Annotated in this window: 20 protein-coding genes and 1 tRNA gene; 6 read left to right on the top strand and 15 right to left on the bottom strand. The window is 71.4% G+C overall.

The genetic code is table 11. The features are described 5' to 3' along the window. Nucleotides 1–338: 338 nt before the first annotated feature. The 8 genes from mshC to NQO67_RS26665 form a co-directional block, all read right to left on the bottom strand. Nucleotides 339–1,568 carry a cysteine--1-D-myo-inosityl 2-amino-2-deoxy-alpha-D-glucopyranoside ligase gene (gene mshC / locus NQO67_RS26700; RefSeq protein WP_255952821.1) on the bottom strand — a complete coding sequence of 410 codons (1,230 nt, stop codon included), beginning with the start codon at nucleotides 1,566–1,568 and terminating at the stop codon, nucleotides 339–341. 133 nt (nucleotides 1,569–1,701) lie between these two features. Then, a complete protein-coding gene (locus NQO67_RS26695) occupies nucleotides 1,702–2,529 on the bottom strand; it encodes an SCO1664 family protein (protein ID WP_255952820.1) in 828 nt (275 codons plus the stop codon). Then, entirely contained in the window at nucleotides 2,493–3,083 is a 591-nt protein-coding gene (locus NQO67_RS26690; RefSeq protein WP_255952819.1) for a DUF3090 domain-containing protein, read from the bottom strand. The genes NQO67_RS26695 and NQO67_RS26690 overlap by 37 nt, the downstream gene beginning before the upstream one ends. 194 nt (nucleotides 3,084–3,277) lie before the next feature. Further along, nucleotides 3,278–3,988, bottom strand: a complete 711-nt coding sequence (locus tag NQO67_RS26685; protein ID WP_255952818.1) for a histidine phosphatase family protein — start codon at nucleotides 3,986–3,988, stop codon at nucleotides 3,278–3,280. A 223-nt stretch (nucleotides 3,989–4,211) separates the two neighbouring features. Further along, nucleotides 4,212–6,557 carry a beta-xylosidase/alpha-l-arabinosidase gene (locus NQO67_RS26680; RefSeq protein ID WP_445195105.1) on the bottom strand — a complete coding sequence of 782 codons (2,346 nt, stop codon included), beginning with the start codon at nucleotides 6,555–6,557 and terminating at the stop codon, nucleotides 4,212–4,214. Between the two features lie 116 nt (nucleotides 6,558–6,673). Continuing rightward, entirely contained in the window at nucleotides 6,674–7,495 is an 822-nt protein-coding gene (locus NQO67_RS26675; RefSeq protein WP_255952817.1) for a carbohydrate ABC transporter permease, read from the bottom strand. Beyond that, nucleotides 7,492–8,430 carry a carbohydrate ABC transporter permease gene (locus NQO67_RS26670; RefSeq protein ID WP_374119130.1) on the bottom strand — a complete coding sequence of 313 codons (939 nt, stop codon included), beginning with the start codon at nucleotides 8,428–8,430 and terminating at the stop codon, nucleotides 7,492–7,494. The genes NQO67_RS26675 and NQO67_RS26670 overlap by 4 nt, the downstream gene beginning before the upstream one ends. A 230-nt stretch (nucleotides 8,431–8,660) precedes the next feature. Continuing rightward, nucleotides 8,661–9,959 (bottom strand): ABC transporter substrate-binding protein, encoded by a 1,299-nt coding sequence (locus NQO67_RS26665; protein ID WP_255952816.1) that lies wholly within the window; start codon nucleotides 9,957–9,959, stop codon nucleotides 8,661–8,663. A 142-nt stretch (nucleotides 9,960–10,101) separates the two neighbouring features. On the opposite strand from NQO67_RS26665, the gene NQO67_RS26660 reads away from it, so the two are divergent. Together NQO67_RS26660 and corA are read left to right on the top strand one after the other, a co-directional pair. After that, complete coding sequence (locus tag NQO67_RS26660) at nucleotides 10,102–11,145, top strand: LacI family DNA-binding transcriptional regulator (RefSeq protein WP_255952937.1); 1,044 nt, start codon at nucleotides 10,102–10,104, stop codon at nucleotides 11,143–11,145. Between the two features lie 173 nt (nucleotides 11,146–11,318). After that, on the top strand, nucleotides 11,319–12,317 hold the full coding sequence (gene corA, locus NQO67_RS26655; RefSeq protein ID WP_255952815.1) for a magnesium/cobalt transporter CorA: 999 nt from the start codon (nucleotides 11,319–11,321) through the stop codon (nucleotides 12,315–12,317). Between the two features lie 62 nt (nucleotides 12,318–12,379). Here corA and NQO67_RS26650 read toward each other — a convergent pair whose 3' ends face one another. Together NQO67_RS26650 and NQO67_RS26645 are read right to left on the bottom strand one after the other, a co-directional pair. Then, nucleotides 12,380–13,168 carry a ferritin-like domain-containing protein gene (locus tag NQO67_RS26650; RefSeq protein WP_255952814.1) on the bottom strand — a complete coding sequence of 263 codons (789 nt, stop codon included), beginning with the start codon at nucleotides 13,166–13,168 and terminating at the stop codon, nucleotides 12,380–12,382. Between the two features lie 235 nt (nucleotides 13,169–13,403). After that, complete coding sequence (locus NQO67_RS26645; RefSeq protein ID WP_255952813.1) at nucleotides 13,404–14,477, bottom strand: LLM class F420-dependent oxidoreductase; 1,074 nt, start codon at nucleotides 14,475–14,477, stop codon at nucleotides 13,404–13,406. A 292-nt stretch (nucleotides 14,478–14,769) separates the two neighbouring features. On the opposite strand from NQO67_RS26645, the gene NQO67_RS26640 reads away from it, so the two are divergent. After that, the gene (locus tag NQO67_RS26640) at nucleotides 14,770–15,753 is read left to right on the top strand and encodes an aldo/keto reductase (RefSeq protein WP_255952812.1); all 984 of its coding nucleotides are present in this window, start codon (nucleotides 14,770–14,772) and stop codon (nucleotides 15,751–15,753) included. Beyond that, nucleotides 15,750–18,263: a helix-hairpin-helix domain-containing protein gene (locus NQO67_RS26635; protein WP_374119127.1), complete on the top strand. Its 2,514-nt coding sequence runs from the start codon at nucleotides 15,750–15,752 to the stop codon at nucleotides 18,261–18,263. Before NQO67_RS26640 ends, NQO67_RS26635 begins: the two co-directional genes overlap by 4 nt. 109 nt (nucleotides 18,264–18,372) lie before the next feature. Here NQO67_RS26635 and NQO67_RS26630 read toward each other — a convergent pair whose 3' ends face one another. Continuing rightward, nucleotides 18,373–19,176 carry a hypothetical protein gene (locus tag NQO67_RS26630; RefSeq protein WP_255952811.1) on the bottom strand — a complete coding sequence of 268 codons (804 nt, stop codon included), beginning with the start codon at nucleotides 19,174–19,176 and terminating at the stop codon, nucleotides 18,373–18,375. Nucleotides 19,177–19,223: 47 nt separating this feature from the next. Here NQO67_RS26630 and NQO67_RS26625 point away from each other — a divergent pair, with 47 nt between their 5' ends. Beyond that, nucleotides 19,224–19,412 carry a DUF5703 family protein gene (locus NQO67_RS26625; RefSeq protein ID WP_255952810.1) on the top strand — a complete coding sequence of 63 codons (189 nt, stop codon included), beginning with the start codon at nucleotides 19,224–19,226 and terminating at the stop codon, nucleotides 19,410–19,412. 203 nt (nucleotides 19,413–19,615) lie between these two features. On the opposite strand, the gene NQO67_RS43920 is transcribed toward NQO67_RS26625, so the two are convergent. From NQO67_RS43920 to NQO67_RS26605, 3 genes are all read right to left on the bottom strand, one after another. After that, entirely contained in the window at nucleotides 19,616–20,446 is an 831-nt protein-coding gene (locus tag NQO67_RS43920) for a chaplin (RefSeq protein WP_305126294.1), read from the bottom strand. Nucleotides 20,447–20,603: 157 nt separating this feature from the next. After that, a complete protein-coding gene (locus tag NQO67_RS26610; RefSeq protein WP_255952809.1) occupies nucleotides 20,604–20,837 on the bottom strand; it encodes a chaplin in 234 nt (77 codons plus the stop codon). Between the two features lie 264 nt (nucleotides 20,838–21,101). Then, on the bottom strand, nucleotides 21,102–22,436 hold the full coding sequence (locus NQO67_RS26605; protein WP_255952808.1) for a M20/M25/M40 family metallo-hydrolase: 1,335 nt from the start codon (nucleotides 22,434–22,436) through the stop codon (nucleotides 21,102–21,104). Nucleotides 22,437–22,632: 196 nt separating this feature from the next. On the opposite strand from NQO67_RS26605, the gene NQO67_RS26600 reads away from it, so the two are divergent. Beyond that, nucleotides 22,633–22,717: transfer RNA gene (locus NQO67_RS26600), tRNA-Leu, on the top strand. Between the two features lie 663 nt (nucleotides 22,718–23,380). On the opposite strand, the gene NQO67_RS26595 is transcribed toward NQO67_RS26600, so the two are convergent. Then, complete coding sequence (locus NQO67_RS26595) at nucleotides 23,381–24,274, bottom strand: aldo/keto reductase (protein ID WP_305126293.1); 894 nt, start codon at nucleotides 24,272–24,274, stop codon at nucleotides 23,381–23,383. Nucleotides 24,275–24,320 lie beyond the last annotated feature (46 nt).

Here is a 24,320-nt window from a genome sequence, read left to right as displayed (position 1 = left end):
CCGGTCGGCCCGTCGTGGCTTTTTTTGTCCGTCGTGGTGCGCCTTGTCCGTCGTGTGCGGGGTGCGGTCGTTGTGCGCAGTTCCCCGCGCCCCTTTTGGGGAACAGCGCCCTCGGGACAGTGGCAACCAGCGGGCACCGTTGTGGCTGGTCGCGCAGTTCCCCGCGCCCCTTGAGTGCGTCGTGCGTGCCCTTGGCCACAGGGACGCCCGCAGGGGGCAACCTCCTCGGGACGGTGGCCGCACCGGCGTAGTGCCGCCATCCCCTGCGTCCCCTGCCAGGGGGGCGCCCGCCAAGCAATGGGCGCCCGCGGCAGGGGCGAGGGATGCGGGGGTGCGCGCTAGAGGGCCACCCCCAGGAGTGCATCCACCGCGCGGGAGACGACTCCGGGCGCCCCTTCGTCCTGACCGCCCTGTTCCTGCTGGAGGGCCGCCCAGCGGTCCACCGCGGCGAGCGCGGCCGGTGAGTCCAGGTCGTGCGCGAGCGCCTTGCGCATCTCCTCCAGGAGCGAGGTGGCGGACGGCCCGTCGGGGCGGGACACCGCGTCGCGCCAGCGCGCCAGACGTGCCACCGCCGTCTCGAGGTCGCCGGCCGTCCACTCCCAGTCCGAGCGGTAGTGGTGGGCCAGCAGGGCCAGCCGGATCGCGGCCGGGTCGACGCCGTCGCGACGAAGCTGCGAGACGAAGACCAGATTGCCCTTGGACTTGGACATCTTCTCGCCGTTCAGACCCACCATCCCGGCGTGTACGTAGGCACGCGCGAAGGGGAACTCGCCGGTCAGCGTCTGGGCGTGCGAGGCGCCCATCTCGTGGTGCGGGAAGGCGAGATCGCTGCCGCCGCCCTGCACGTCGAAGCCCATGCCGAGGTGGTCCAGGGCGATGGCCACGCACTCGATGTGCCAGCCGGGCCGGCCGGGGCCCAGCGAGCCGCCGTCCCAGCTGGGCTCACCCGGCCGGGTCGCACGCCACAGCAGCGGATCCAGGGGGTTCTTCTTGCCGGGCCGCTCCGGGTCGCCACCACGCTCGGCGCAGAGCGGGAGCATGGCGGCCGCGTCGAGGCCGGAGACGGCGCCGAAGTGCGGATCGGCGGCGACCGAGAAGTAGATGTCGCCGTCGAGTTCGTAGGCGGCACCGGCGTCCCGGAGTCGCTCCACGAGCGGGACGATGCCGGGTATCGCCTCCACGGCACCGATGTAGTGCTGCGGAGGCAGCATCCGCAGCGCGGTCATGTCCTCGCGGAACAGGGTGGTCTCGCGTTCGGCGAGGGAGGCCCACTCGATGCCGTCGCGCTCGGCGCGCTCCAGCAGGGGATCGTCGACGTCGGTGACGTTCTGGACGTACTGGACCTGCCGCTGGGTGTCGAGCCACACGCGCTGGACGAGGTCGAACGCGTTGTAGGTCGCCGCATGACCCAGGTGGGTCGCATCGTACGGAGTGATTCCGCAGACGTAGATACGGGCGACGGGACCTGGGTCAAGGGTGACGAGACCACCGGTCGCGGTGTCGTGAATCCTGAGGTCGCGGCCTCTGCCGGGCAGGGCGGGGACCTCGGAAGCGGGCCAGGCATACATGTCATGAGCCTAACCGGATGGACGCTCCCCTTACGAACCGGAGCTGCACTGATGACCGGTTGGGCCCTCTTGCGTTCTGGGTGCCGGTGTGCATGGGCGCACCCGGTCCTCCGGTTCGGCGGTCCCGGTGGCCCTACACGGGCGGCCACGGTATGGCCGGCCACTCCCCCGACGGTTCCGGATGGGCGCCGCTCTCCAGGAGCGCCCGCACCCGCACCCGGGTGGCCGCCAGCTCGGCGGGCGTGATCAGCTCGGCGAGCCGCCCGGCGAGCGGGGTGCCGTCGGCGAGGTCGGCGTCGAGCGCGGTCAGTGCGGTGCGGGCCGCTTCGGGAAGGGGTTCCCCGGCCCACCCCCACAGCAGCGTGCGCAGCTTGTTGTCGGTGTGGAAGGTGACGCCGTGGTCGATGCCGTAGAGCCGCTCGCCGGCGGCGGGGAGGAGATGGCCGCCCTTGCGGTCGGCGTTGTTGATGACCGCGTCGAGGACGGCCATCCGCCGCAGCCGGTCGTCGTCGGCGTGCACGAGCAGGGCCGTACGGCCCTCGGCGGCCTCGGCGAGCCCGATGGCCTTCCAGCCCGGCTCGGGTTCCTCGGCATCGACGAGGGCGAGGAGTTCGGGCGCCGCGTCCGGCGGCAGGGTCTCGATCCACAGCTGGCACATGCCCTCGCCGTAGGGGCCGTCACGCAGCACGGTCGGGGGCACCAGATCCCAGCCGAGCGCCTGGGAGACCTCGTAGGCGGCCACCTCCCGCTGGGCGAGGGTGCCGTCCGGGAAGTCCCACAGCGGGCGCTCGCCGGCGACCGGCTTGTACACGCACTCCGCACGCTCGCCGTCCTGCTCGACGGTGCAGAACAGCACCGCGTTCGACGCCTCCCGGATCCGTCCGCGCACCGTCAGCTCGCCGTGCGCGAGCAGATCGGCCGCGGTCATGCTCCGCGGCGGTATCCGTTCTGGCGCGGACATACGTGTCCCTCCGGGTCGAGCGGCAGGCTGCACAGCGGGCACGGCGGGCGTCCGGCGTTGACGACGTCGAGGGCGCGTTTGGCGAAGGCCCTGGCCTGGGCGCCGCTGAGCCGGACGCGCAGCATCGGCGGGCCGTTCTCCTCGTCCTGGAGGAGCCTTTCCTCAGCGGCGGCGAGGTCGTCCTCGGAGTCGGCGTCGAGCTCGACCAGGGCCTGCGCCTCCACGATCATGCGCTGGTCCTCACCGTCCCAGGCGAGGGCCATGGTGCCGACCCGGAACTCCTCCTCGACGGGGGTGTCCAACGGGGCGGTGTCGGAGACCTCGGCCGGCGCGACCGCGGGCACCGCCGCACTGCCGCCGCTGCGCCGCACGACCTCGTCCAGCAGCTCGTCCATCCGCTCGGCAAGGGCGGCGACCTGCGTCTTCTCCAAGGCGACGCTGGTGACCCTGCTTCCCTCTGAGGCCTGGAGGAAGAAGGTGCGGCGTCCGGGCAACCCGACCGTACCGGCCACGAAACGTTCCGGTGGGTCGTAGAGGAACACCTGACGGGACACGTCCTGTCTCCATGTGAGTCGACGGTGGGATGGGCTGCGGGGGGTCGGTGCTGGTTGCTCTGTCGTCGGGCCTGCGTTCGGTTCGTGCGGTCAGTGGACGGGGGCGGGTCGTCTGGTCCGCCGCAAGGTCGGGCGTACGGCCGTGCGCCCGGCCGCCGGCCGGGGTGATCGCCTCACCCTACTGCGCGGAACGATCACGGTGCGCCCGCACCACCTCCCACCTCTGCGTCGCCCGTGCCACCGGTCGTCTCGCCGTGGCCTTCCGCCGGCGGCCGGGGGGCGATGGAGGCGAGGTCGCCGGTGTCGCCGAGGCGGACCAGGAAGGGGCGCAGGCGGGTGTAGCGGATGACGGTGACCGAACAGGGGTCGACGGCGATGCGCTGGAAGAGGTCCAGGTGGAGCCCGAGGGCGTCGGCGATGAGGGATTTGATGACGTCGCCGTGGGAGCAGAGCGCATAGACCGCGTCGTCCCCGTGGTCGCGCGTGACGCGCGCGTTCCAGTCCCGCACCGCGTCCGACGCGCGGGACGCCATCTGGGCCAGGGCCTCGCCCCCGGGGAAGGCGGCCGCGGTCGGATGCTGCTGGACGGTCTCCATCAGAGGCTCGTCCTTGAGTTCGGCGAGCTTGCGGCCGGACCATTCGCCGTAGTCGCACTCGTTGAGCCGGTCCTCGGTGTGCAGCTCGAGGCCGGGCCGTGCCTCCAGCAGGGGTGCCACGGTCTCCTGGCACCGCTGGAGGGGGCTGCTGACGACGAGGGCGAGCGGAATCCCCTCCAGGCGCTGGGGCAGGCCGGCGGCCTGGGCGAGGCCGCGCTCGTCGAGTCCGACGCCGGGGGTGCGGCCGGCGAGCACACCGGTGGTGTTGGCGGTGGACCGGCCGTGCCGGAGGAGTATCAGCGTGGGCATGTGCGCCAGCCTAGAGCCTGTCCGTGGCGAGCGGTGGCCACCACCGCTCGCGGTCCGGCCGTGCGGCGCCGGCCGGCCCATGGCGCGGCTGCGGGGCGCTGGCTGCGGCTTTGCCACGGGTGCCGTTCCAGCGGCGGTGTCCTGGGAGCGGCCCCAGGCCACAGCCCCGTGCCCCGGAAGGAAGCGTGGGGCGCGGGGCTGTGCATCACCGGTCTGGAGAGGGTCAGGCGCCTCCTTCCGCGGTGGCCGTACCGCGTTCGATCACCGCGTGCAGGGCACGGGTGTGGTCGACGTGCCGGACCGGCCCGGTGAGCTGGACCCGGGCGGTGAGCCGGACGTCGGCGCTGGAGGCGGCGAGCCGCAGCTCCAGGTCGCCGGGTTCGACGCGGCGCCTGCCGTCGCGGCCCGTGAAGGAGGTGACGTCGGCGGGGACCGCCACCTGGATCCGGGTGCTCTCGCCGGCCTCCAGGGAGACCTTCAGGTAGCCGACGAGCCGCTGCACGGGCTGGACCACGGAGACGACCGGGTCGTGCACGTACAGCTGCACCACCTCGGCGCCGGCCCGCTCACCGGTGTTGGCGAGCGTGAACGACATCCGCAGGGTGCCGTCGGTGGGCGCGGAGGCGGTCTCGGTGCTCAGGTCGGACCAGGCGAAGGTGGTGTACGACAGGCCGTGGCCGAAGGGGAAGGCGGCCGTGGGGTCGATGTTGGAGACGTCGGTGGCCTTGCCGAGCGGGGCGGCGAGGTACGTCGACGGATGCACTCCGGCCGTGGCGGGCACGCTCACCGGCAGCCGCCCGGACGGGTTGATGCGGCCCGCGAGGACGCCGGCGACTGCGCCGGCCCCCTCCTGGCCGGGGAAGAACGCCTCCACGACGGCGGCGGCCTCGTCGGCTGCGCGGCCGAGCACGTAGGGGCGCCCGGCGAACATGGTGAGGACGACGGGGGTGCCCGTGTCGAGCAGCGCGTCCAGCAGCTGGCCCTGGACGCCGGGCAGCGCGAGCGACTCGGCGTCGCAGCCCTCGCCGCTGGTGCCGCGGCCGAAGAGCCCGGCCCGGTCGCCGAGCGCGACGACGGCGACATCGCTGTTCAGGGCGGCCCGCAGCGCCTCGGCGAAGCCGTCGGTACCGGGCCCGTCGATGGTGCAGCCCTCGACGACGTCGATATCGGCGTCGGGGAACTCCGCCGCCAGCGCCTCGTGCAGGGTGGGCAGCTCGATGCCGACCGGAACCTCGGGGTGCTGGCTGCCGACGTGCACGGGGAAGGAGTAGCAGCCGAGCACGGCGGTCGGCGTGGTGGCCTGCGGTCCGATCAGCGCGATCCGGCGGGGCTGCCGCAGCGGGAGGGCACCGTCGTTGTGGACGAGGACGATGGAGGCCTCGGCGAGCCGGCGGGCGCGCTCCCGGTTGCGGGGGCTGTCCAGGTCCACGCTGCCGCGCAGCTGCTCGGCGTCGCCCCAGGTCGCCTCGCCCAGGGCCGTCAGGGCGGCCGGTACCGGCGTGAAGTCGGCGTCGAGCAGTCCGAGTTCGGCCTTCTGCAACAGCACCCGGCGCAGCGCGCCGTCCACCAGCTCTTCGGGCACCGTGCCGGCGGCGATGGCCGCGCGCAGCGGGGCGCCGTAGGCGTTCACGGTGGGCAGCTCGACGTCGACGCCGGCCTGGAGGGCGGCATGGGCGGCGTCGCCGAGGTCGGCGGCTATGCCTTGCAGCTCCTTGAGGAAGGCGACGGCGAAGTAGTCGGAGACCACGGTGCCGGTGAAGCCCCAGGTGTCGCGGAGCAGGCTGGTCACCAGGACCTCGTCCGCGTGCGAGGGGATGCCGTCGGTGTCGGTGTAGGCGGGCATGACGGAGCGCACCCCGCCCTCCCGTACCGCCATCTCGAACGGCGGCAGGATGACGTCGGCGCGCTCGCGCGGTCCCATGGAGACGGGTGCGTGGTTGCGTCCGGCGCGGGAGGCCGAGTACCCGGCGAAGTGCTTGAGGGTGGCCACGATGCCGGCCGACTCCAGGCCCTGGATGTACGCGGTGGCCACGCTGCCGACGAGGTACGGGTCCTCGCCGATGGTCTCCTCGACACGGCCCCAGCGTGCGTCGCGCACCACGTCCAGGACGGGTGCGAGCCCCTGGTGGACGCCGACCGCGCGCATGTCGGTGCCGATGGCATGGGCGATGTCACGCACCAGGCCGGGGTCGAAGGAGGCGCCCCAGGAGAGCGGGACGGGATAGGTGGTGGCGCCCCAGGCGGCGAATCCGGCCAGGCACTCGTCATGGGCGAGCGCCGGGATGCCGAACCGGTTCGCGGCCATGATCCGCTCTTGGGTGCGCATCAGGGACAGCGCGCCCAGCGCCGGGTCGACCGGCACGGTCCCGAAGGGGCGGGTGAGCTGGCCGAGCCCGTGTGGCAGCAGCTCCTCCAGGGAGGGCGGTTCCTCCATGTCGTGCTGGTGCGGGGCGACCTCGGCACCGTCCGCCGAGGCGCCCGCCCACAGCCCGTACAGCTGGGCGGTCTTCTCCTCCACGGTCATGGTGGCGATCAGTTCGTCGACCCGGGCCAGGGCGGCGTCCGACACCGGGCGCCGGGCGGGGAAAGGGTTCCCCTGGGCGGCCGCGGAGGCAACGGAGGGCGCGGGGGCGGCTGCATCGGGTGCCTGAAGGGACCCTGTGTCGTCAGCGGTCACGTCGGTGGTCACTTTCCTCCCACTCCCATCAACCCTTGGATCAGGGCGCGGCGTGCGAACAGATAGACGAGCAGGATGGGCACGGTGGACATCAGGACGGCCGCGAGCAGGGCCGGCACGTTCGTGCCGTACTGCGTACGGAAGTTGTAGAGGCCGAGCGTGATCACCTTGCTGGACTCGGACTGGGTGAGCACCAGCGGGAAGAGGAAGCCGTTCCAGGCCTGTAGGGCCGAGAAGACCACGATGGTGGACAGGCCGCCGCGGGACAGCGGCACCACCAGCTGGAAGAAGACCCTCCGGGTGGAGGCCCCGTCCATGGTCATCGCCTCGAAGAGCTCGGGCGCGATCTCCCGCATGCTGCCGGTGAGGATGAGCGCGCACACCGGCAGGCAGAAGGCCGCGGTGGGCAGGATGACGCCGATGAGGTTGTCGTACAGCCCCACCTGGCTCATCACGTAGAACATCGGCACGATCACGGCCTGGGCGGGGACGGCCAGGCCGAGCAGGAAGAGCCGGAAGACACCGCGGGTGGAACGCCGGCCGATGTTGCGCACGATCGTGAAGGTGAGCGGCGGGACGAGCAGCACCACGATGGCCACCACGCTCACGGTGACGACCAGGGTGTTCACGAAGTACTGCCCGAAGCCGTTCTGGAAGTCGTAGACGAAGTTGTGGAACGTGAGGTGGTCGGGCCAGCCGAGCGGGCCGTTGTCGCTGAAGTCGCTCTGGGACTGTAGGGCGGCGCCCAGCATCACGTAGACCGGCAGGCCGATCAGGACCAGCCACAGCAGGGTCGCGAAGCCGGCCAGGTAGTTGGGGCGCTGTTTCATGACACGCCCTCCTGGGTGCCGGACATCTTGTCGAAGCCCGACATCCGCACCACGACCAGCGAGATCACCGTCGCGACGATCACGAGCAGCAGGGCGACCGCGGCGCCGGTGCCGTAGTCGAAGCTCTTGAAGGCCTTGTCGTACATGTAGTACGCGCTGATGGTGGTGTCGGTGCCGGGGCCGCCCTGGGTGAGGATCAGCACCGTGTCGAAGGTGGTGAGGCCACCGACGATCATCAGGATCATCGACGTGATGATGGCGTTGCGCAGCTGCGGAATGGTCACGTGGAAGAACTGCCGCACCCGTCCCGCGCCGTCGATGGCGGCGGCCTGGTAGAGCACTTCGGGGATGGCCCGGGTGGCGCCCTGGTAGATGAGGGTGTGCAGCGGCGTGTACTGCCAGGCGCTGACGAACACCAGCACACCGATGGCGGTGGTCTGGTGGCCGAAGAGGTTGCCGTCCCCGAACAGCCACTGCAACTGCGAGGGCACACCGAAGTTCGGGTCGAGCAGGGAGCGCCAGAGGATCGACACAGCGGTGGCGGACAGCAGCAGCGGTACGAAGAAGATGGTGGACAGCACGGCCCGGTTCCGCTGCGTTCCCGCCGCCCAGACCCCGAGCAGGATGCTCAACGGGGTCTGCACGACGACGCCGAGCCCGGTGAGCAGCACGCTCAACCAGAGGCTCTTGATCATGACCGGATCGTCGAAGAGCTTGGTCCAGTTGTCGAGCCCGTTGAACTCCAGATCACCGAGCCCGCTCCAGCTGGCGAAGGAGAGCACGGCGACGAGTATCAGCGGCACGATGGCGAACAGGATGAAGAAGACGGCTGCGGGCAACGCCCAGGCGATGCCCGGGCGCCCGGTCGAGGTGACGACCGGGCGCCTTGTCCGCCTCCGCTTCCCATGCCGGGTGGATGCGGCGAGGGTGACCAATGGAGTGAGTCGCTTTCGAAGGGGGGTCAGGTGGCTTCGGCAGTGCCGGTCCTGTCGTCAAACTCCCGTCGTTGCCCGAAGGGCGGCCCGGCGGCGTCAGGTGCGTGCTCTCGGCGCGCCGGGCGCGAGTCCGCGTACTGGATGTACGTGGGCTTGTGCCCGGTGCGGCGAGAGGGCGTGCATGGCGCCGCCGGGCAGGCGGGAGTTTGACGACAGGGCCGAGGCCTGCGTCAGCTGGTCTTGAGGGCCTGCATGGCCTTGATGAAGCCGTCCTCGTCGAGGCTGCCGTTGAAGAACTGCTGGACGGCTTGGTGCATCGGCGTGGCGTTCTCCTGCGTGTACGCCTGGTCCCAGGAGAGCTGGAAGGCCGGCGCCTTGGAGACCAGGTCGTACTGGTACTGGAGGTAGGGGGCGTTGTCCGAGGTGGACAGCGACTCCTTGGTGTTGGTGGTGGTGGGAAGGTTGCCGATGGACAGCTGCGAGTTGACGAAGCGGTCGGAGTACATCAGCTCCAGGAACTTCGCGATGGCCTCGGGGTGCGCGGCGTTCTTCGTCACCGAGTAGTAGTTGTTGGTGTTGCCGACGATGTCCTTGGCGTTGCCCTTGCCGCCCGGGATGGTCGGGAAGGTGGTGTACAGCAGGCCGCCCTTGGCGAACTTGGGGCTGTTCTCCTGCTGCTGGGAGTAGTACCAGGAACCCATCAGCTCGAAGCCGGCCTTGCCCTTGGCGACCAGGGCGGGCGAACCACCGTCGGTGTACTTCACCGAGTCGAAATTCTTGCCGAAAGCGCCGGTGTCGACCAGCTCCTTGATCTTCTTCAGCGCCTTCTTGCTGTCGGCGCTGGCCCAGACGTCCTTGTCACCGGCCAGTGCCTTCTTGAGCAGGCCGGGGCCCGCGATGCGGTCGTAGAGGTACTCGAACCACATCAGGGTCGGCCACTGGTCACCGCCGCCGAGCGCGATCGGGGTGACGCCGGAGGCCTTCAGCTTGGACACCGCGCCCAGCAGGTCGTCCCAGGTCTTGGGCTGCGAGACACCCGCCTTGTCGAGCACTTCCTTGTTGGAGAAGAGCAGCACGGGCTGGGTGCCGCGCATCGGCACACCGTAGGTCTTGCCGTCGACCTTGGCGGCGTCCAAAACTGTCGGCAGGAACATGCTGCGCAGCTTCGGCTGCTTCTTGATCATGTCGTCGAGGGGCAGCAGCAGCCCCGCGTCCACGAAGGGCGTGATGCTGCCCCCGCCCCAGTTGAAGAAGACGTCGGGCGCCTGCTTGGTGTTGATGATGGTCTGCAACTTGGACTGGTAGTCGGCGCCCGGGATGGTGCTCAGGACAGCCTTCACCTTGGAGGTCTTGTTGAACTCCGCGACGATGTCCTTCTCCACCTTGTTGCCTGCGTCTCCGTAGACCAGCACCTCGAAGGTGTTGCCCTTGTCCTTCCCGGAGTCGTTGCCGCAGGCGGCCAGTGACAGCCCCATGACCATGGCTGTCGCGGCAGCGAGTGCGCGAGGGAATCGTGCGGGTGCTTTCATCATCTGCCCTTCGAAAGTTTCGGCAGCTTCGCCGAAAGTCTGTTGCCGAGCGACGCTATGGCTGCGGCGCATAGTGGTCAACATGTGGAGAAGGGTGCTATCAAACCGTTATCCGGGGAACCGTTTCCCAAGCTGGTGTCCTATCCTTCCCACCATGCGTGACGACGATGAGCAGACGGGGCGCGTCACCCTGGCGCAAGTGGCGGCAAAAGCCGGGGTATCGCTTTCGACAGTTTCGAAGGTCCTAAACGGGCGGCCAGATGTGTCGGCGCCCACCCGGGTGAAGATCGAGAGCCTGCTGGATGCGCACGGGTATCGGAGGACCTCCGCCGCCGCCTCCGAGGCGCCCCTCATCGAGCTCGTCTTCCACGAGCTGGAGAGCACCTGGGCGATGGAGCTGATCCGCGGCGTGGAGAACGCCGCGAAGTCGGCCGGCGCCAGTGTCGTGCTCACCGAGTCCGGCACCAGACACGCCCCCGGACCCGAATGGATCGACGGCGTGCTGCGCCGCCGGCCGCTCGGCGTGGTGCTGGTGTTCTCCACCCTGCCGGACGAGCTGAAGCACAAACTGCGCTCCCGTGCCATCCCGTTCGCCATCGTCGACCCGGCCGGCGACCCGGAACCCGACGTGCCCTCCGTGGGCTCCGCCAACTGGGCCGGCGGGCTCGCCGCCACCCGGCATCTCATCGAGCTCGGGCACCGCAGGATCGCCATCATCTCCGGCCCCGAGGACATGCTGTGCTCGCTGGCCCGGGTGGACGGCTTCCGCTCCGCCATGAGCATGGCGGGAATAGACGTCGACCCCGATTTCGTCCGCTTCGGCGACTTCCACGTCCAGGGCGGCTTCCGACACGCCGAAGCGCTGTTGGACCACGCCGACCCGCCCACCGCCATCTTCGCCGGCAGCGACCTCCAGGGACTCGGCGTGCTGGAGGCGGCGCGGGTCCGGGGCCTGCGGGTGCCGGCCGACATCTCGGTGGTCGGGTACGACGACATCCCCCTGGCGCGCTGGTCGAGCCCGGCGCTGACCACGGTCCACCAGCCGCTGCGCAGGATGGCGGAGACCGCCGCCCAGATGGTGCTCCAACTGCGCCGCGGTGACACCACCGAGTCCCGCATCGAGCTCGGCACGGAACTCGTGGTACGCCAGAGCACCGCTGCGCTGGGCGGCGACGCGGAGGGCTAGGGCCTGCCGTTCGCACCAGCATGCCGGGCTCGCGGGGGAGCCGCAGCATGCGGGGCTCACGAGGTCCAGGAGAGCCGCCGGGTGCACCTCACCGACGCTGCCGACCCGTCCGGGCGCCACTGCGCCCGGCGCCAGGGATGCGCGCCGGCGCGGCGCGCGGAAGAATGCCCGCCGTGATCGTCGACTGCGCCATCTACCAGCATGGGCGCCGCACCGAGCGCCCGGCCGATCTCTCCGATGCCCTGGACCAGGCCCGCGCGCAGGACGACGCGTTCGTCTGGATCGGGGTGCACGAGCCCTCGCAGGAGGAGTTCGATCATGTCAGCCGGGAGTTCGGACTGCACGTCCTGGCGGTCGAGGACGCCCTCAAGGCACACCAGCGGCCCAAGCTGGAGATCTACGACGACTCGCTGTTCATGGTCCTGAAACCGGTGACCTACGAGCCGCGCAGTGACGAGGTCTCCTCCGGCGAGGTGATGATCTTCATCGGCGACTCGTTCGTGGTGACCGTCCGGCACGGCGAGGGCTCACCGCTCAGCGCGGTGCGCAAGCGCCTGGAGGCCGAGCCCGACATGCTCCGGCACGGCCCGACGGCGGTCCTGTACGCGGTCGCCGACGCGGTCGTCGACCACTATCTGGAGGTCGCCGTCGAGCTCCAGGCCGACCTGGAGGAGCTGGAGGCGGAGGTCTTCTCGCCGGACATCGGCGGCGCCGGGTCCACGGCCTCGCGCATCTACCGCTTCAAGCGTCAGGTGATGGAGTTCCGCCGGGCCACCGGGCCACTCGCGGTACCGGTGTCGCGGCTGGCCGGCGTGGCACCGTCCGTGGCGGAGGTGCCGTTCGTGGACCGCTCGGCACAGCTGTTCTTCCGCGACGTCAACGACCATCTGACCCGGGTGAACGAGTCGGTGGACGGCCTGGACCGGTTGGTCTCGGACGTCCTGTCGGCGCATCTCGCGCAGACCAGCGTGCGGCAGAACGACGACATGCGGAAGATCTCCTCATGGGCGGCCATGGCGGCCGTACCCACCATGATCGCCGGGATCTACGGCATGAACTTCGACCACATGCCCGAGTTGCACTGGGTGTGGTCGTACCCGGCGGTGATCCTGGTGATGGTCCTGCTGGAGTTCGGCCTGTACCGGCTGTTCAAGCGGCGCGGTTGGCTCTAGGTCCCGCCGTCTGGATCATGACCGCACCAGGGCGGACCTCCGCGAGCCTCGGGTGGCGTAGCTCAGGCGTACTCGGGTGCCGTGGTGGGCGCGCCGTCCAGGGCGCCGGTCCGCTCCGGCATCCGCAGGGACACCATGCGCCGCCAGCCGCCCAGCCGTTCGTAGCCGTACGCGGCGTGGATGCCCGCGGTGACCACCATCATCCTCGACCGCGGCCAGGACAGGATGCGGCCCATGTGGCGCATGACGGCGAGGCTGACGTCGCGGTGCACCCTGATCTCGGCCCGCGCGCTCTCGTGCAGGATCCGCTGGATGGCCCGCCCGTGCCCGGCGTGCGCCAGCCGCAGCAACTCCTCGTGGCAGTAGGCGAGGTGGTTCTCCTCGTCGTCGGAGATCAGCCGCACGGCCCGGCCGATGTCCGGATGGTCCGCGAAGTATCGGCGCAGCAGCGCCATCTGTTCGGCGGCACGCTGCTCGGTGACCCTGCTGTGCGCCAGGTAGACGATGATGTCGGCCACGTCGAGCGGCTCGTCGTGACGCAGCCGGTTGTGCTCGAGCCCGATGCCGCAGCGCTCCAGGAGCAGCGTGTAGTCGGTCTCCAGGGGGACCTCGACGGGGCGCAGCCCGCGCTTCTTCAGCAGCCCCCGGAAGATCCGCCCGTGCTTGTCCTCGTCCGCCCCGTGCCGGGCCACCTTGGGGGCGAGCGGGCGCTCCGACTCGGGGACGAGGGCTGCGATGCGGCCGTTCTCCCAGCCGCCCTGGGCCTCGCCGCTGGCCGCGATGGAGCAGAAGAGCCGGAACGACTCGTCGTTGTCGAGGATCTCCTGGAACAGGGTCTTGGCCGAGAGCATCAAGCTACCTCCGTGCAGTGTGCCGCAATCAACGAGTCAAATGCGGACAGGAACACACGGCAACAGCAGGTTGGGGCGACTCATCCGAAAGAGGGACGAGAGGAACCGATCGGCCCGTAACCACGGCGGGCAGCACCCGTTGGACGCGGTGACGGCCGTGGCGGGGAGACCCCGAGCCCCCACCACGGCCGCGGGCGACCTGGGCCGATCCCCCGCCGCCTCGGCGCCCCGCCGCCTACGCGAGGCCGGCGTGCTCCAGCGCCTCCGCCCCGGCCCGCAGGGAAGCCAACCGTTCGTCGAGCGTGAAACCCGCCGGGGCCAGCGTCAGCGTCGTCACGCCCGCGTCGGCGTAGGCCTGCATACGGTCGGCGATACGGCCCACCGAGCCCAGCAGCGCGGTCTGGTCGATCAGCCGGTGCGGCACGGCGGCCGCGGCGCCCTCCTTGTCGCCCGCCAGGTACTTCTCCTGGATCTCGGCGGCCTCCTTCTCGTAGCCCATGCGCTGCGCCAGCTGGTTGTAGAAGTTCTGCTTACGGCTGCCCATACCGCCGACGTAGAGCGCCGTGTACGGGCGGAAGATGTCGGCGAGCGCGGCCAGGTCGTCATCGCCGTCGCCCGAACCCTCGGGCGCCACGGCAAGCGGCAGGGTGGGCACCACGTCGAATCCCTCCATGGTGGCGCCCGCCTTCGCGCGCCCCGCACGCAGATGCCGGATCGTGGTCTCCTCCAGGTGCTCCGCCGCCGAGAAGACCAGCAGCGCACCATCCGCGATCTCGCCGGTCTGCTCCAGGTTCTTCGGGCCGATCGCCGCGATGTACAGCGGAATGCGCTCGCGCTCGGGATGCACGATCAGTTTCAGGGGCTTGCCGGGACCGCCCGGCAACGGCAGCGTCCAGTGCTCACCCTCGAAGGTGAGCCGCTCACGGCTCATCGCCCTGCGGACGATCTCCACGTACTCCCGCGTACGCCCCAGCGGCTTGTCGAACTTGACGCCGTACCAGCCCTCCGACACCTGCGGGCCCGACACGCCGATCCCCAGCCGGAACCGGCCCCCCGACAGGGTGTCCAAGGTGGCCGCCGTCATCGCCGTCATCGTCGGCTGCCGCGCCGGGATCTGGAGGATCGCCGAGCCGACGTCGATCCGCTCGGTGTGCGCGGCCACCCAGGACAGCACGGTGGGAACGTCGGACCCATAGGCCTCCGCCGCCCAGCAGACCGCGTAACCGAGCCGGTCGGCCTCCTTGGCCACGGCCAGGTTGTCCGCGTCCATCCCGGCGCCCCAGTATCCGAGGTTGATCCCGATCTCCATGCCCACGTCCCCTTACCCGTCGGTAACGTCTGTGCTGCCGACCCTAGCGCGCCGGTGTGCGGGGCGTCAGCGACAGGGCACCGTGAGGGCGCCGGACGAGCGGAAAGACGGGCGGCGGCGGGTCGGGCGAGGTGGCAGGGCCGGCGGGTCGGGGCGCTGCGCCGAAGCCGGCACGCCGGCCCGTCCGGGACGAGTACACCCGGATGAAGGCGGGGTGTCGCCCGGTCGGCGGGTTGACGGCTTGTCCACAGGCTTCCCCGCTCGCGACGGACGACCAGTAATCTCAGCGCTCATGGAGCAAAGGCATCTCGGCCGCACCGGCCTGCGCGTGTCACGGCTCGGCCTCGGCACCCTCACCTGGGGCCGGGACACCGACGAGCACGACGCCGCTGATCTCCTCAAGACGTTCTGGGAGGCGGGCGGCACACTCATCGACACCGCCGACGTGTACGGCGACGGAGAAGCCGAGTACCTCCTGGGCCGGCTCACCGAGGGCCTGGTGCCCCGGAGCGATCTCGTCATCGCCACCAAGGCGGGCAGCGTGCCCGACCTCGACCGGCGCTTCGACGGCTCACGGCGCCATCTGCTCGCCGCGCTCGACGCCTCGCTGGCCCGGCTCGGCACGGACTACGTGGACCTGTGGCAGGTGCACGCCTTCGACCCCACCACGCCGCTGGACGAGACCCTGCAAGCCCTGGACATCGCCGTGGCCAGTGGCCGGGCCCGCTACGCGGGCGTCTCCAACTTCTGCGGCTGGCAGCTGGCGAAGGCGGCCACCTGGCAGCTCGCGGGCGGCGGCGCGCGGACCCGGCTGGCCAGCACCCAGATGGAATACTCGCTGCTCCAGCGCGGCATCGAGCGCGAAGTGCTGCCCGCGGCGCTCGACCTCGGCATCGGACTGCTGCCGTCCTCCCCGCTCGGCCGCGGGGTGCTCACCGGCAAGTACCGCAACGCCATACCGCCCGACTCGCGCGGTGCGTCCGAGCACCTCGCCCTCTTCGTCGAGCCCTACCTCGACGACGCGGCCCGCCACATCGTCGACGCCGTGACCACCGCGGCGGACGGCCTCGCCGTGACCCCGCTTCAGGTCGCGCTCGCCTGGGTGCGCGACCGCCCCGGAGTAGCCGCCCCGATCGTCGGCGCACGCAACGCGCAGCAGCTCACGGCGGCCCTGTCAGTGGAGGCGCTTACTCTTCCTGACAAGATCTGCCAGGCGCTGGACGACGTGTCGGCGCCCGTGCACCGCTATCCCGATCACCACTGGAGCACGCTGTGAGTACGGAGCCCGCCGAGGGGCCTGCCGCCCCGGAGGGACCCGAGCCGAAGGCACGGGCCGCCCAGACCGCGCCCCCGCAGGGCACGGACGACCCGGCGGGCCCGGATGCCGGGACACCCGGGAGCGTGCAATCGCAGGGTGACGTCCCCGACGATGCAGGGCTGGAGACCGCCCGGTCCGACGCCGCCGGCTCTGCCGCTGCGGAGTCAGGGGCTGCCGAAGGGGCTGCCGCATCCGACGCCGGGCGGTCCGAGGCTGCCGCGTCCGGGGAATCCGCTGATGCCGACGATGCCGGATCCGAAGGCAGTCGAGCCGAGCAGGGGGCCGGTGCCGCAGACGCCGAGGAGATGTCCGAGGCCCAGGCCGAGCTGACCGCCCAGCGGGAGCTGCGACAGCGGATCGCGCAGCGCAAGGCCGACCGGCAGCAACCCATCCGAAGCGGCGGCAAGCTCAACGGAACGGCTGCCGATCTCCTGGCGGCCGTACGCGCGGTGGAGAGTGGCGAGCGACCGGTACAGGTCTTCGACGCATCGGAGCCCGCCCCGCGCAGGGCCGCCCCGGTGGAGCGCTCGGCGCCCGTGGCACCGGCCCCCGGTCCGGAGTTCTCTGCCACGGCCCTGGACGCCGTGCGGGAGGTGCTGACCGCGGGCGGCGCACCGACCGACCTCGCCCGGCCGGCGGCCGAGGCGCTCGGCGAGGAGGCGGCCGAGCTGCTACGGCAGGATCCCTGGCAGCTCCTCAGGGTCACCGGCGTCCGCCCCGACCAGGCCGACGGGTTCGCCAGGGCCCTGCTGGGCCCCGCGTGCGGGCCGCACGACGAGCGGCGCGGCCGGGCCCTCACGGTCTGGCTGCTCGACCAGGCGGCCGTCGCCGGACACACGGCGCTCGACCTGCCGGTGCTCAGCGACACCCTGGGCCGGTACACCGTGACCGATCCCGACGCCGCGGTGCAGAGCGCCATCACCGAGGGCGATGTGCTGGTGTTCCAGGACGCGCTGGACGCCGCACCCGGGGCCCCGGCCGGCACGGCAGCGCCCGCGCCCGCTCGCCCCGAGCCCGCCGGTCCCAGCACCGACGCCGACGCAGCACCCTCCGAGGACGACCAGGACGGCGAGGCCGACTCGGACGCCGGCCCGGTCCGCGTCCTCGTCGGCCTGGAACGCTACGCGCTCGCCGAGGAAAGCCTTGCCGACGGCCTCGCCCGGGTGGTGAACGCCGCGCCGGCCGCCGCCCCCGACCCCTCGGCATGGGCAGCGGCGGTGCCCACGGCACGCGGTTCGGCGGCCGAGCTGCTGCGCGCGGTCGCCGGGCACAGCCTGGTGCTGCACACCGGCGGCGAGGCGGCACGGGCCGAGCCCGCGACCCTGCTCCGCGCCGCGCACACCCTCGGGCTACGGGTCTGTGCCGCCACGCACACGGTGGACGGCCGCCAGCGCTTCGCCGCCCTGGTCGCCGGGGCGAGTGCCGCGGCCGCCGGCTCGGGAACCGCCGATGAGGCTTCCGCAGCCGGGCTCGCTCCCCTCCCCGACACCGCGTTCGCCACCGTCGCCGGACTGCTGGCGTCCACTGAGGGGCCCGGCCGGGAGTCCGAGGGCGCGCTGGCCGTGGACCTGCTGGTGGTCCTCGACGCACCGCAGCTGGACGTGGAGACGGCCGCGATGCTCGTCGAGTCCCTGTCGGACGGCGCACGGCTGGTGCTGAGCGGCGATCCGGCGGTGCTGTGGTCCGCCGGCCCCGGCCGGGTGTTCGCGGACCTCCTCGCGGCCGGCGGCTGCCCGCGCGTCGTCTCCCGCATCCCCGACCCGGGCCCGATCGGTGAGCTGGTCTCCGGGATCGGCATCGGCGAGCTCCAGCAGGTCGAAGCGCCCGGCAAGGAGGTCGTGGTCGTCCCCGTGCGTGACGCGGGGGAAGCGGTGCACCGCACGGTCCAGCTGGTCGCGGACTCGGTACCGCGTGCCTTCGGGGTGGCCGCCGAGGAGACACAGGTGATCACGCCGGGTCATGGCGGCGCCGCCGGCACCCGGGTACTGAACGCGGCGCTCAAGGAACGGCTCAATCCGGGCCCCGGCCGCTTCGGCGGGTTCGACGCCGGCGACCGGGTCGCCTACGTCCCCGCGCCCGGCCGCATGCTGCCCGGCCGCGTCGTGAAGGGCGACGCCGAGGGGCTGCACCTGGACTGCGACGGCTCCCCCGTCGTCGTGCCGAAGGAGCGGGTGGAGGACTCGGTGCGGCACGGCTGGGCGCTCACCGCGCATCAGGCGGTGGGCCTACGCCGGCCGGCCGCGGTCGTGGTGCTGCCCGGCGACGCCACGAAAACGCTGACCCGGCCCTGGGTGTACACCGCCTTCGGCCGCGGCGAGCGGCATCTGTCCGTGGTCCAGGGCGCCGACCAGGCGCTGCCGCGCGCGGTCGCGGAGGTGCCGGCCAAGCCTCGTACGACCCGCCTGGTGACCCTGCTCAGACCGCAGCTCACAAGCGCCGGAAACGCTGGGGATCGTCCCGCACCCTGAATCGCCGGGGCCGGTCCGCGGGGCGGGTTACGCGGCCGTCCGGCTCGTGACGCGTTGGTCGTTCCGCACGCTGATCGCCGGCCGGGGCGCGTGCGCCCCGGCCGGTCCGTCAGCGGTCCGCCTCCAGTCTCTCCAGGTCGTCCTCGTCCACGTCGTCCGGCTCGTCGTCGAAGAGGTCCGTGTCCCGGGCGGCGCGGGCGGTGCCGCCGCGGCGGGCGCCGTCGAGATCGTCGTCGTCCGTCAGGTCGGCGTCCTCCAGCAGGTCCTCGGTGTCCTCGGCGTCCTCGTCGTCCGACTCGTCGTCGAAGACGGCGCTGACGTCGAAGCGGCACACCGCATACTCCGGATCGACCTGGTCGAAGGGGGCGTCAAGCCAGTCGCCGGGGTCCGGGAGCTCGTCGGCACCCAGCACCCAGAGGGTGGAGTCGCCCTCTTCCAGCCCGAACTCCGTGTGGCGGGCGGCGATCTCGTCCGGCTCGTACTCGCCGAAGAGGATGCCGAGGGCGCCGTGCACGGTGCCGCTGACCGGTTCCGGGGCTCCGACGCCGTCCGCCAGGTCCTCGTCCGCGGCCTCCACCCGCTCGGCCTGGGCCTGCAACCGCTGCGGCTCCACCACCGCGTAGTCACGACGGATCAGCACGCTCAACGCGGTCGGCTCGTCGGGGCCCGTGTACGGCGGATGGGCGTCCTCCGCGGCGGGGATCTCGAAGGGGGTGACTTCGTCATAGCGGTCGTAGAGGAGCTCGTCGTACTCCTCGGCCGCCGCGGCCAGCTCGTTGAACGCCTCGTACACGGCCGGGTCGTCCTCACCCGACCTCCGCTCTACCGCCGCCAGGTGGCGGTCCAGCGCGGCCTTGACCGCCTCGGCGGCGGCCCGTACCTCGGCAGCGGTCGGCTGCGCAGCATCAGACATAGTGCAGACGCTATCCGTATCGGGCCGGTGGCCGCACAATAGATTCGATGCCGGAATACGAATTTGTCGATGTGTATGTGCCGCGTGGGGTGTCCCGCAAGGAGACCACGCGCCTGCTGACCGACCACGCCGAGTACGGGCACTGGGAGCTGCACCGACTGAGGCTCGACCCCGATGGAAGCCGCAGGGTGCGGCTGCGCCGCCGGATCATCCGCCAGATCCGCGCCACCTGGTGACCGCCCCCGGCGCGGGCCCTGACCGGGTCGACGACCTGCGGCTGGGACACCGACGGTGAACGGGCCGCCGCTGGGTATCGCAGCGGCGGCCTCGCAAGCTGACCGAAAACAATATGGCGGGGATGTGTCATCCCCCGGGAGCAAATCGAACCGGAGCGGGCCCCATGGCTGTGGGGCCCGCTCCGTGCTCGTGTGGCGATCGCCTAGCGGAGGGCCCGCGCCCTCCGGTAGAGCACGGCGCCCGCGAGCAGGGCTCCCCCGCTCGCCGTGAGGGCGGTCCCCAGCGGCAGGCCGCTGCCCGTCTCCGCGAGTTGCTCGGCGCTCTCGACCGGGCTCTGCGGGTGGTGGTCGGCCGGTTCGTCGGGGTGCTGCGGCTCTCCGGGCTCCCCGGGGGTGCCGGGGTGTCCGGGAGGGGGCGGCGTGGGGTGGGTGGGAGGCTTGTCGTGCCCGCCGGTGTGGACGCAGGAGTTGCCCACCGCCACGTTGCCGAGGGAGGCCACGTTGACGCTGTTACCGCACACATTCACCGGCACATCCACCGGCACCTGCACCTCGTTGCCGGAACCGACACCCGGAGAACCACCGGTGCGGCCACCCGCCGACGACCCACCACCCTGCCCAGAACCACCGGCGCAACCATTACCGGCCGCCGCATTACCAGCACCGAGAACATTCACGGAGTTACCGCACACATTCACCGGCACATCCACCGGCACCTGCACCTCGTTGCCGGAACCGACACCCGGAGAACCACCGGTGCGGCCACCCGCCGACGACCCACCACCCTGCCCAGAACCACCGGCGCAACCATTACCGGCCGCCGCATTACCAGCACCGAGAACATTCACGGAGTTACCGCACACATTCACCGGCACATCCACCGGCGCCTGCACGAGGTTGCCCGACAGCACGCCGGGTGAGCCGACGGCCGCGCCGTGGGCGCCGGCGTCGGCGTGGGCGTAGCCGCCGGTCACGGCGAGCACGCCGGTCGCGGCCGCCACGGTGATCAGGCCTTTGCGCATGACCTGTCGCATAGCTGTTCCTGCCTTAGAGCGTTGGGAGATGCCTGCTGAAGGGGCGCACGGATCCTTGGCACATGCGCCCCATGCCCGGCGGTCCCGGAGCGCCGGCGTACCGCGGCACACCGCTCCGGGACCGGAGCTCAGGCCCGTGAGGGGGCGGGAGAGGGCGTCAGTCGTTGACGCAGGTGTTGCCGAACGTGGGGTTGAGCAGCCCGACGACCGAGACGGTGTTGCCGCAGGCGTTCACCGGCACGTGCACCGGGGCCTGGACGACATTGCCCGACACCACGCCCGGCGAGTGCACGGCGGCACCGCCGGCGCCGGAGTCGGCGGTGGCGATACCGGCGCCCGCCAGGACGAGTCCGCTGGTGACCGCGGCGGCGGCGACGATCTTCTTGATCATTATTCCTCCTGTATGGCAAGCGACCCCAAGTGCGGATCGCATCAGCTGTAACGAGGAGGGAGTAATCAAGCTACGACCTGATCGTTGTATTCACTCATCCCGGGCGGGCTGCGTACGTACACACGATTACTCGACGGTCATCTCAACCGCAGGACGGCGCAGGACGGCGCAGAGCGGCGTTCGGGGCGCCGCGCGGGCGCCCCGGACACTTCCGCAGGTCTCCCTTCAGGTCTCCCTTCGCTTCCGCAGGTACCCCCGCTGCTCTCAGGACGCGTCGATGAACCGGTCCAGCACGCGCACGCCGAACTTCAGCCCGTCCACCGGAACCCGCTCGTCGACCCCGTGGAACATGCCCGCGAAGTCCAGCTCGGGCGGCAGCTGGAGCGGCGCGAAGCCGAAGCAGCGGATGCCGAGGTCGGAGAAGGACTTGGCGTCGGTGCCGCCGGAGAGCATGTACGGGACGGCGCGTGCGATGGGGTCCTCGGCACTCAGCGCGCTCTGCATGGCGTCCACCAGGGAACCGTCGAAGGTGGTCTCCAGCGCCTTGTCGTGGTGGACGTCCTCGCGCCGCACCCCCGGTCCCAGGATCCGGTCGATCTCGGCCAGGAACTCCTCCTCGTGGCCGGGCAGGAAGCGTCCGTCGATGTGGGCGGTGGCCTCGCCGGGGATCACGTTGACCTTGTAGCCGGCGCCCAGCATGGTCGGGGCGGTGGAGTTGCGCAGCGTCGTGCCGATCATCCGGGCGATGCCGCCGAGCTTGGCGAGGGTGGTCTCCATGTCCTCCGGGTCGAGCGGGATGCCCAGCGCGTCGGAGAGTTCGTCGAGGAACGCCCGCACGGTCTTGGTGACCCTGACCGGCCACTGGTGCCGCCCCAGCCGGGCGACGGCCTCGCAGAGCTCGATCACCGCGTTGTCGGGGTTGGTCATCGAGCCGTGTCCTGCCGTGCCCTGCACGGTCAGGCGCATCCAGTGCATGCCCTTCTCGGCGGTCTCGACGAGGTACAGGCGCAGCTTCTCGTTCACGGTGAAGGAGAAGCCGCCGACCTCGCCGATCCCCTCCGTGACGCCCTCGAACAGGTCGGGGTGGTTGTCGACGAGGTGCCGCGCGCCGTAGATGCCGCCGGCCTCCTCGTCGGCGACGAAGGCCAGCACGATGTCGCGCGGCGGCTTGCGGCCGGTGCGCAGCCGGTCGCGCACGACGGCGAGGGTCATGGCGTCCATGTCCTTCATGTCGACGGCGCCCCTGCCCCACACGCACCCGTCGGCGATCTCGCCGCTGAAGGGGTGCCGCGTCCAGTCCGCGGCATGGGCCGGCACGACGTCGGTGTGGCCGTGGATCAGCAACGCGGGCCGCGAGGGGTCCTCGCCCTCGATCCGGGCGACGGTGGAGGCCCGTCCGGGCTGTGACTCGAAGATCTTCGGCTCCAGGCCGACCTCGGCGAGCTTCTCGGCCACGTACTCGGCTGCCTCGCGCTCGCCAGGACCCGAGTTGTCGCCGTAATTGCTGGTGTCGATCCTGATGAGATCGCGACAGAGGTCGACGACTTCGTCCTCACCGCTCGCCCGTGCGCCGGCCCTGCCCGCTGTCGGCTCGCTCACGCTGCTACCTCCCACTATCGCTGCCGGTACTGCCCTGACATCCTCCCTCGGCGGACCCCGCTGCCCAAGGCCGGGACCCGGCCGTCATGCCCTGTTCACGGCAGCGGTCCGGGGTGGTGATCGCAGTGCGTCGGACGGGCCGGATTCTTTGCTATGGTTTCCCACGTCGCCGCGGTGAACCGCACGACATCACCTGGTCCGGGTGGCGGAATGGCAGACGCGCTAGCTTGAGGTGCTAGTGCCCTTTATCGGGCGTGGGGGTTCAAGTCCCCCCTCGGACACTCTGGAAAACCCCCTCTGAGCAGGGGGTTTCTTTATTTCGCCGGGATGGGTCCCACCGCCGTGACCGCGGGCGTGACCGGCCGGTAACCGGCTGGAACGCGAGCCCCCCGCATGAGCGCCCAACGGTGATCATGTTCGATCGACCGGCGCAGCCCTCGCGATCCGGCCATCACGGGGCGGACCGCCCGTTCGCCCTTTCGAACATCGCCGGTCACGGTTGCCCCCACCCGGGGCCCGTCTGTAAACACCAGGGACGGCCAGTTTTCTCACAGGTTCCTCTCTCGCCGCCCTGACCGGCGAGCTGGCCCCGATCGGAGCGGACGAACTGATCGCACGCGCCGAACTGATGACCCCCCAGGACAGCAAGTACGTCCTGCCTACCGGCGACGTACCGGCGTCCCCGGCCACCCTTCCCGGGGACGCCCAGGTGCTGGAGATCGGCGGGCGCCCCGGTCAACGCCGCCCTCTTCAGCGCCGGCGATCTGACGGTCAGCGGCGCAGGGGCACTCACCGCGGGCCAGGCCCGGCCGGCGGTGGCCCCGGGGGTGGCCCCGGAGGCGGCTTCCTCGGCACCGGGCGGTAGCCGGATTAGCCAGGGTGCTGCGGACCGGCGTCGTACCGGTCCGCAGCACACCGCGGGCCCAAGGGGTCGCCCGAATTCCTCAGGCGGCCCAACCAGTCAGCCGGTCCAGGTCGCGCAGCGTCTCCGGGGCCAGCTCGAGTGCGGCGGCGGCAGCGGAGTCCCGGATGGTGGCCGCCCGCCGGGCGCCCGGTATGGGGATCACGGCGGGGCTGGTGGCCATGAGCCAGGCCAGCGCCACCTGCTGGGGGCTCACGCCGTGTGCACGGCCCACCCCGGTGAAGGCGGCGGTGAGGTCGTCGGCGTGCTTCCCGATGGTGCCCAGGGGGCGCCAGGCGAGGAACGCCAGGCCCAGTTCCTCCGCCCGGCGCAGCACGGCGGCGTGTTGCGTCGCGCTCGGCGAGAACTCGTTCTGGACGGCGACCAGGGCATCGCCCAGGGTGTCCCGGGCCAGGTCGAGTTCGGCCACCGTGACGTTCGAGACCCCCACCGTGGCGGCCACGCCTTCGCGCACCAGGAACCGCAGCGCTTCCAGGGAGCGCACCAGCGGCACGGTGGGGTCGGGCGCGTGCAGGAAGAACAGGTCGATCCGAGCACGGCCCAAACGCTTCCTGGACGCCTCCGCCGTGCGGATCACGTGGTCGGGGCTGCTGTCGGTGAGCCACCGGCCGTCGCCCGGCCGGACCCTGCCGGCCTTGGTGACGACCGTGATCTGGTCGGTGTCACCGTGCCAGCCGGCGAGGGCCTCGGCGATCAGGGTCTCGTTGTGGCCCACCTCGTCGGCTCCGACGTGATAGGCCGAAGCGGAGTCGATCAGTGCCACCCCGGCGTCCAGCGCGGCGTGGATGGTCGCGATGGCCTGGGCCCGGTCCGGCCGGCCTTCGATGGAGAGCAGCATGCCTCCCAGGCCGATCGGGAAGACCTTCGAGGGCCCGCACGAACGGGGGGAGCCTACGGGTTGGTGAGTGTGTCGCATGCCTTGCCTGTCTTGTAGGGTGCGGGCGGGCTGTGGGGTGGGTGGG

Source organism: Streptomyces odontomachi, assembly GCF_024435355.1.
Classification (GTDB): Bacteria; Actinomycetota; Actinomycetes; order Streptomycetales; family Streptomycetaceae; genus Streptomyces; species Streptomyces odontomachi.
The sequence above is the reverse complement of the archived record's forward strand: the minus strand, read 5'-3'. Positions and strand labels throughout refer to the sequence as shown.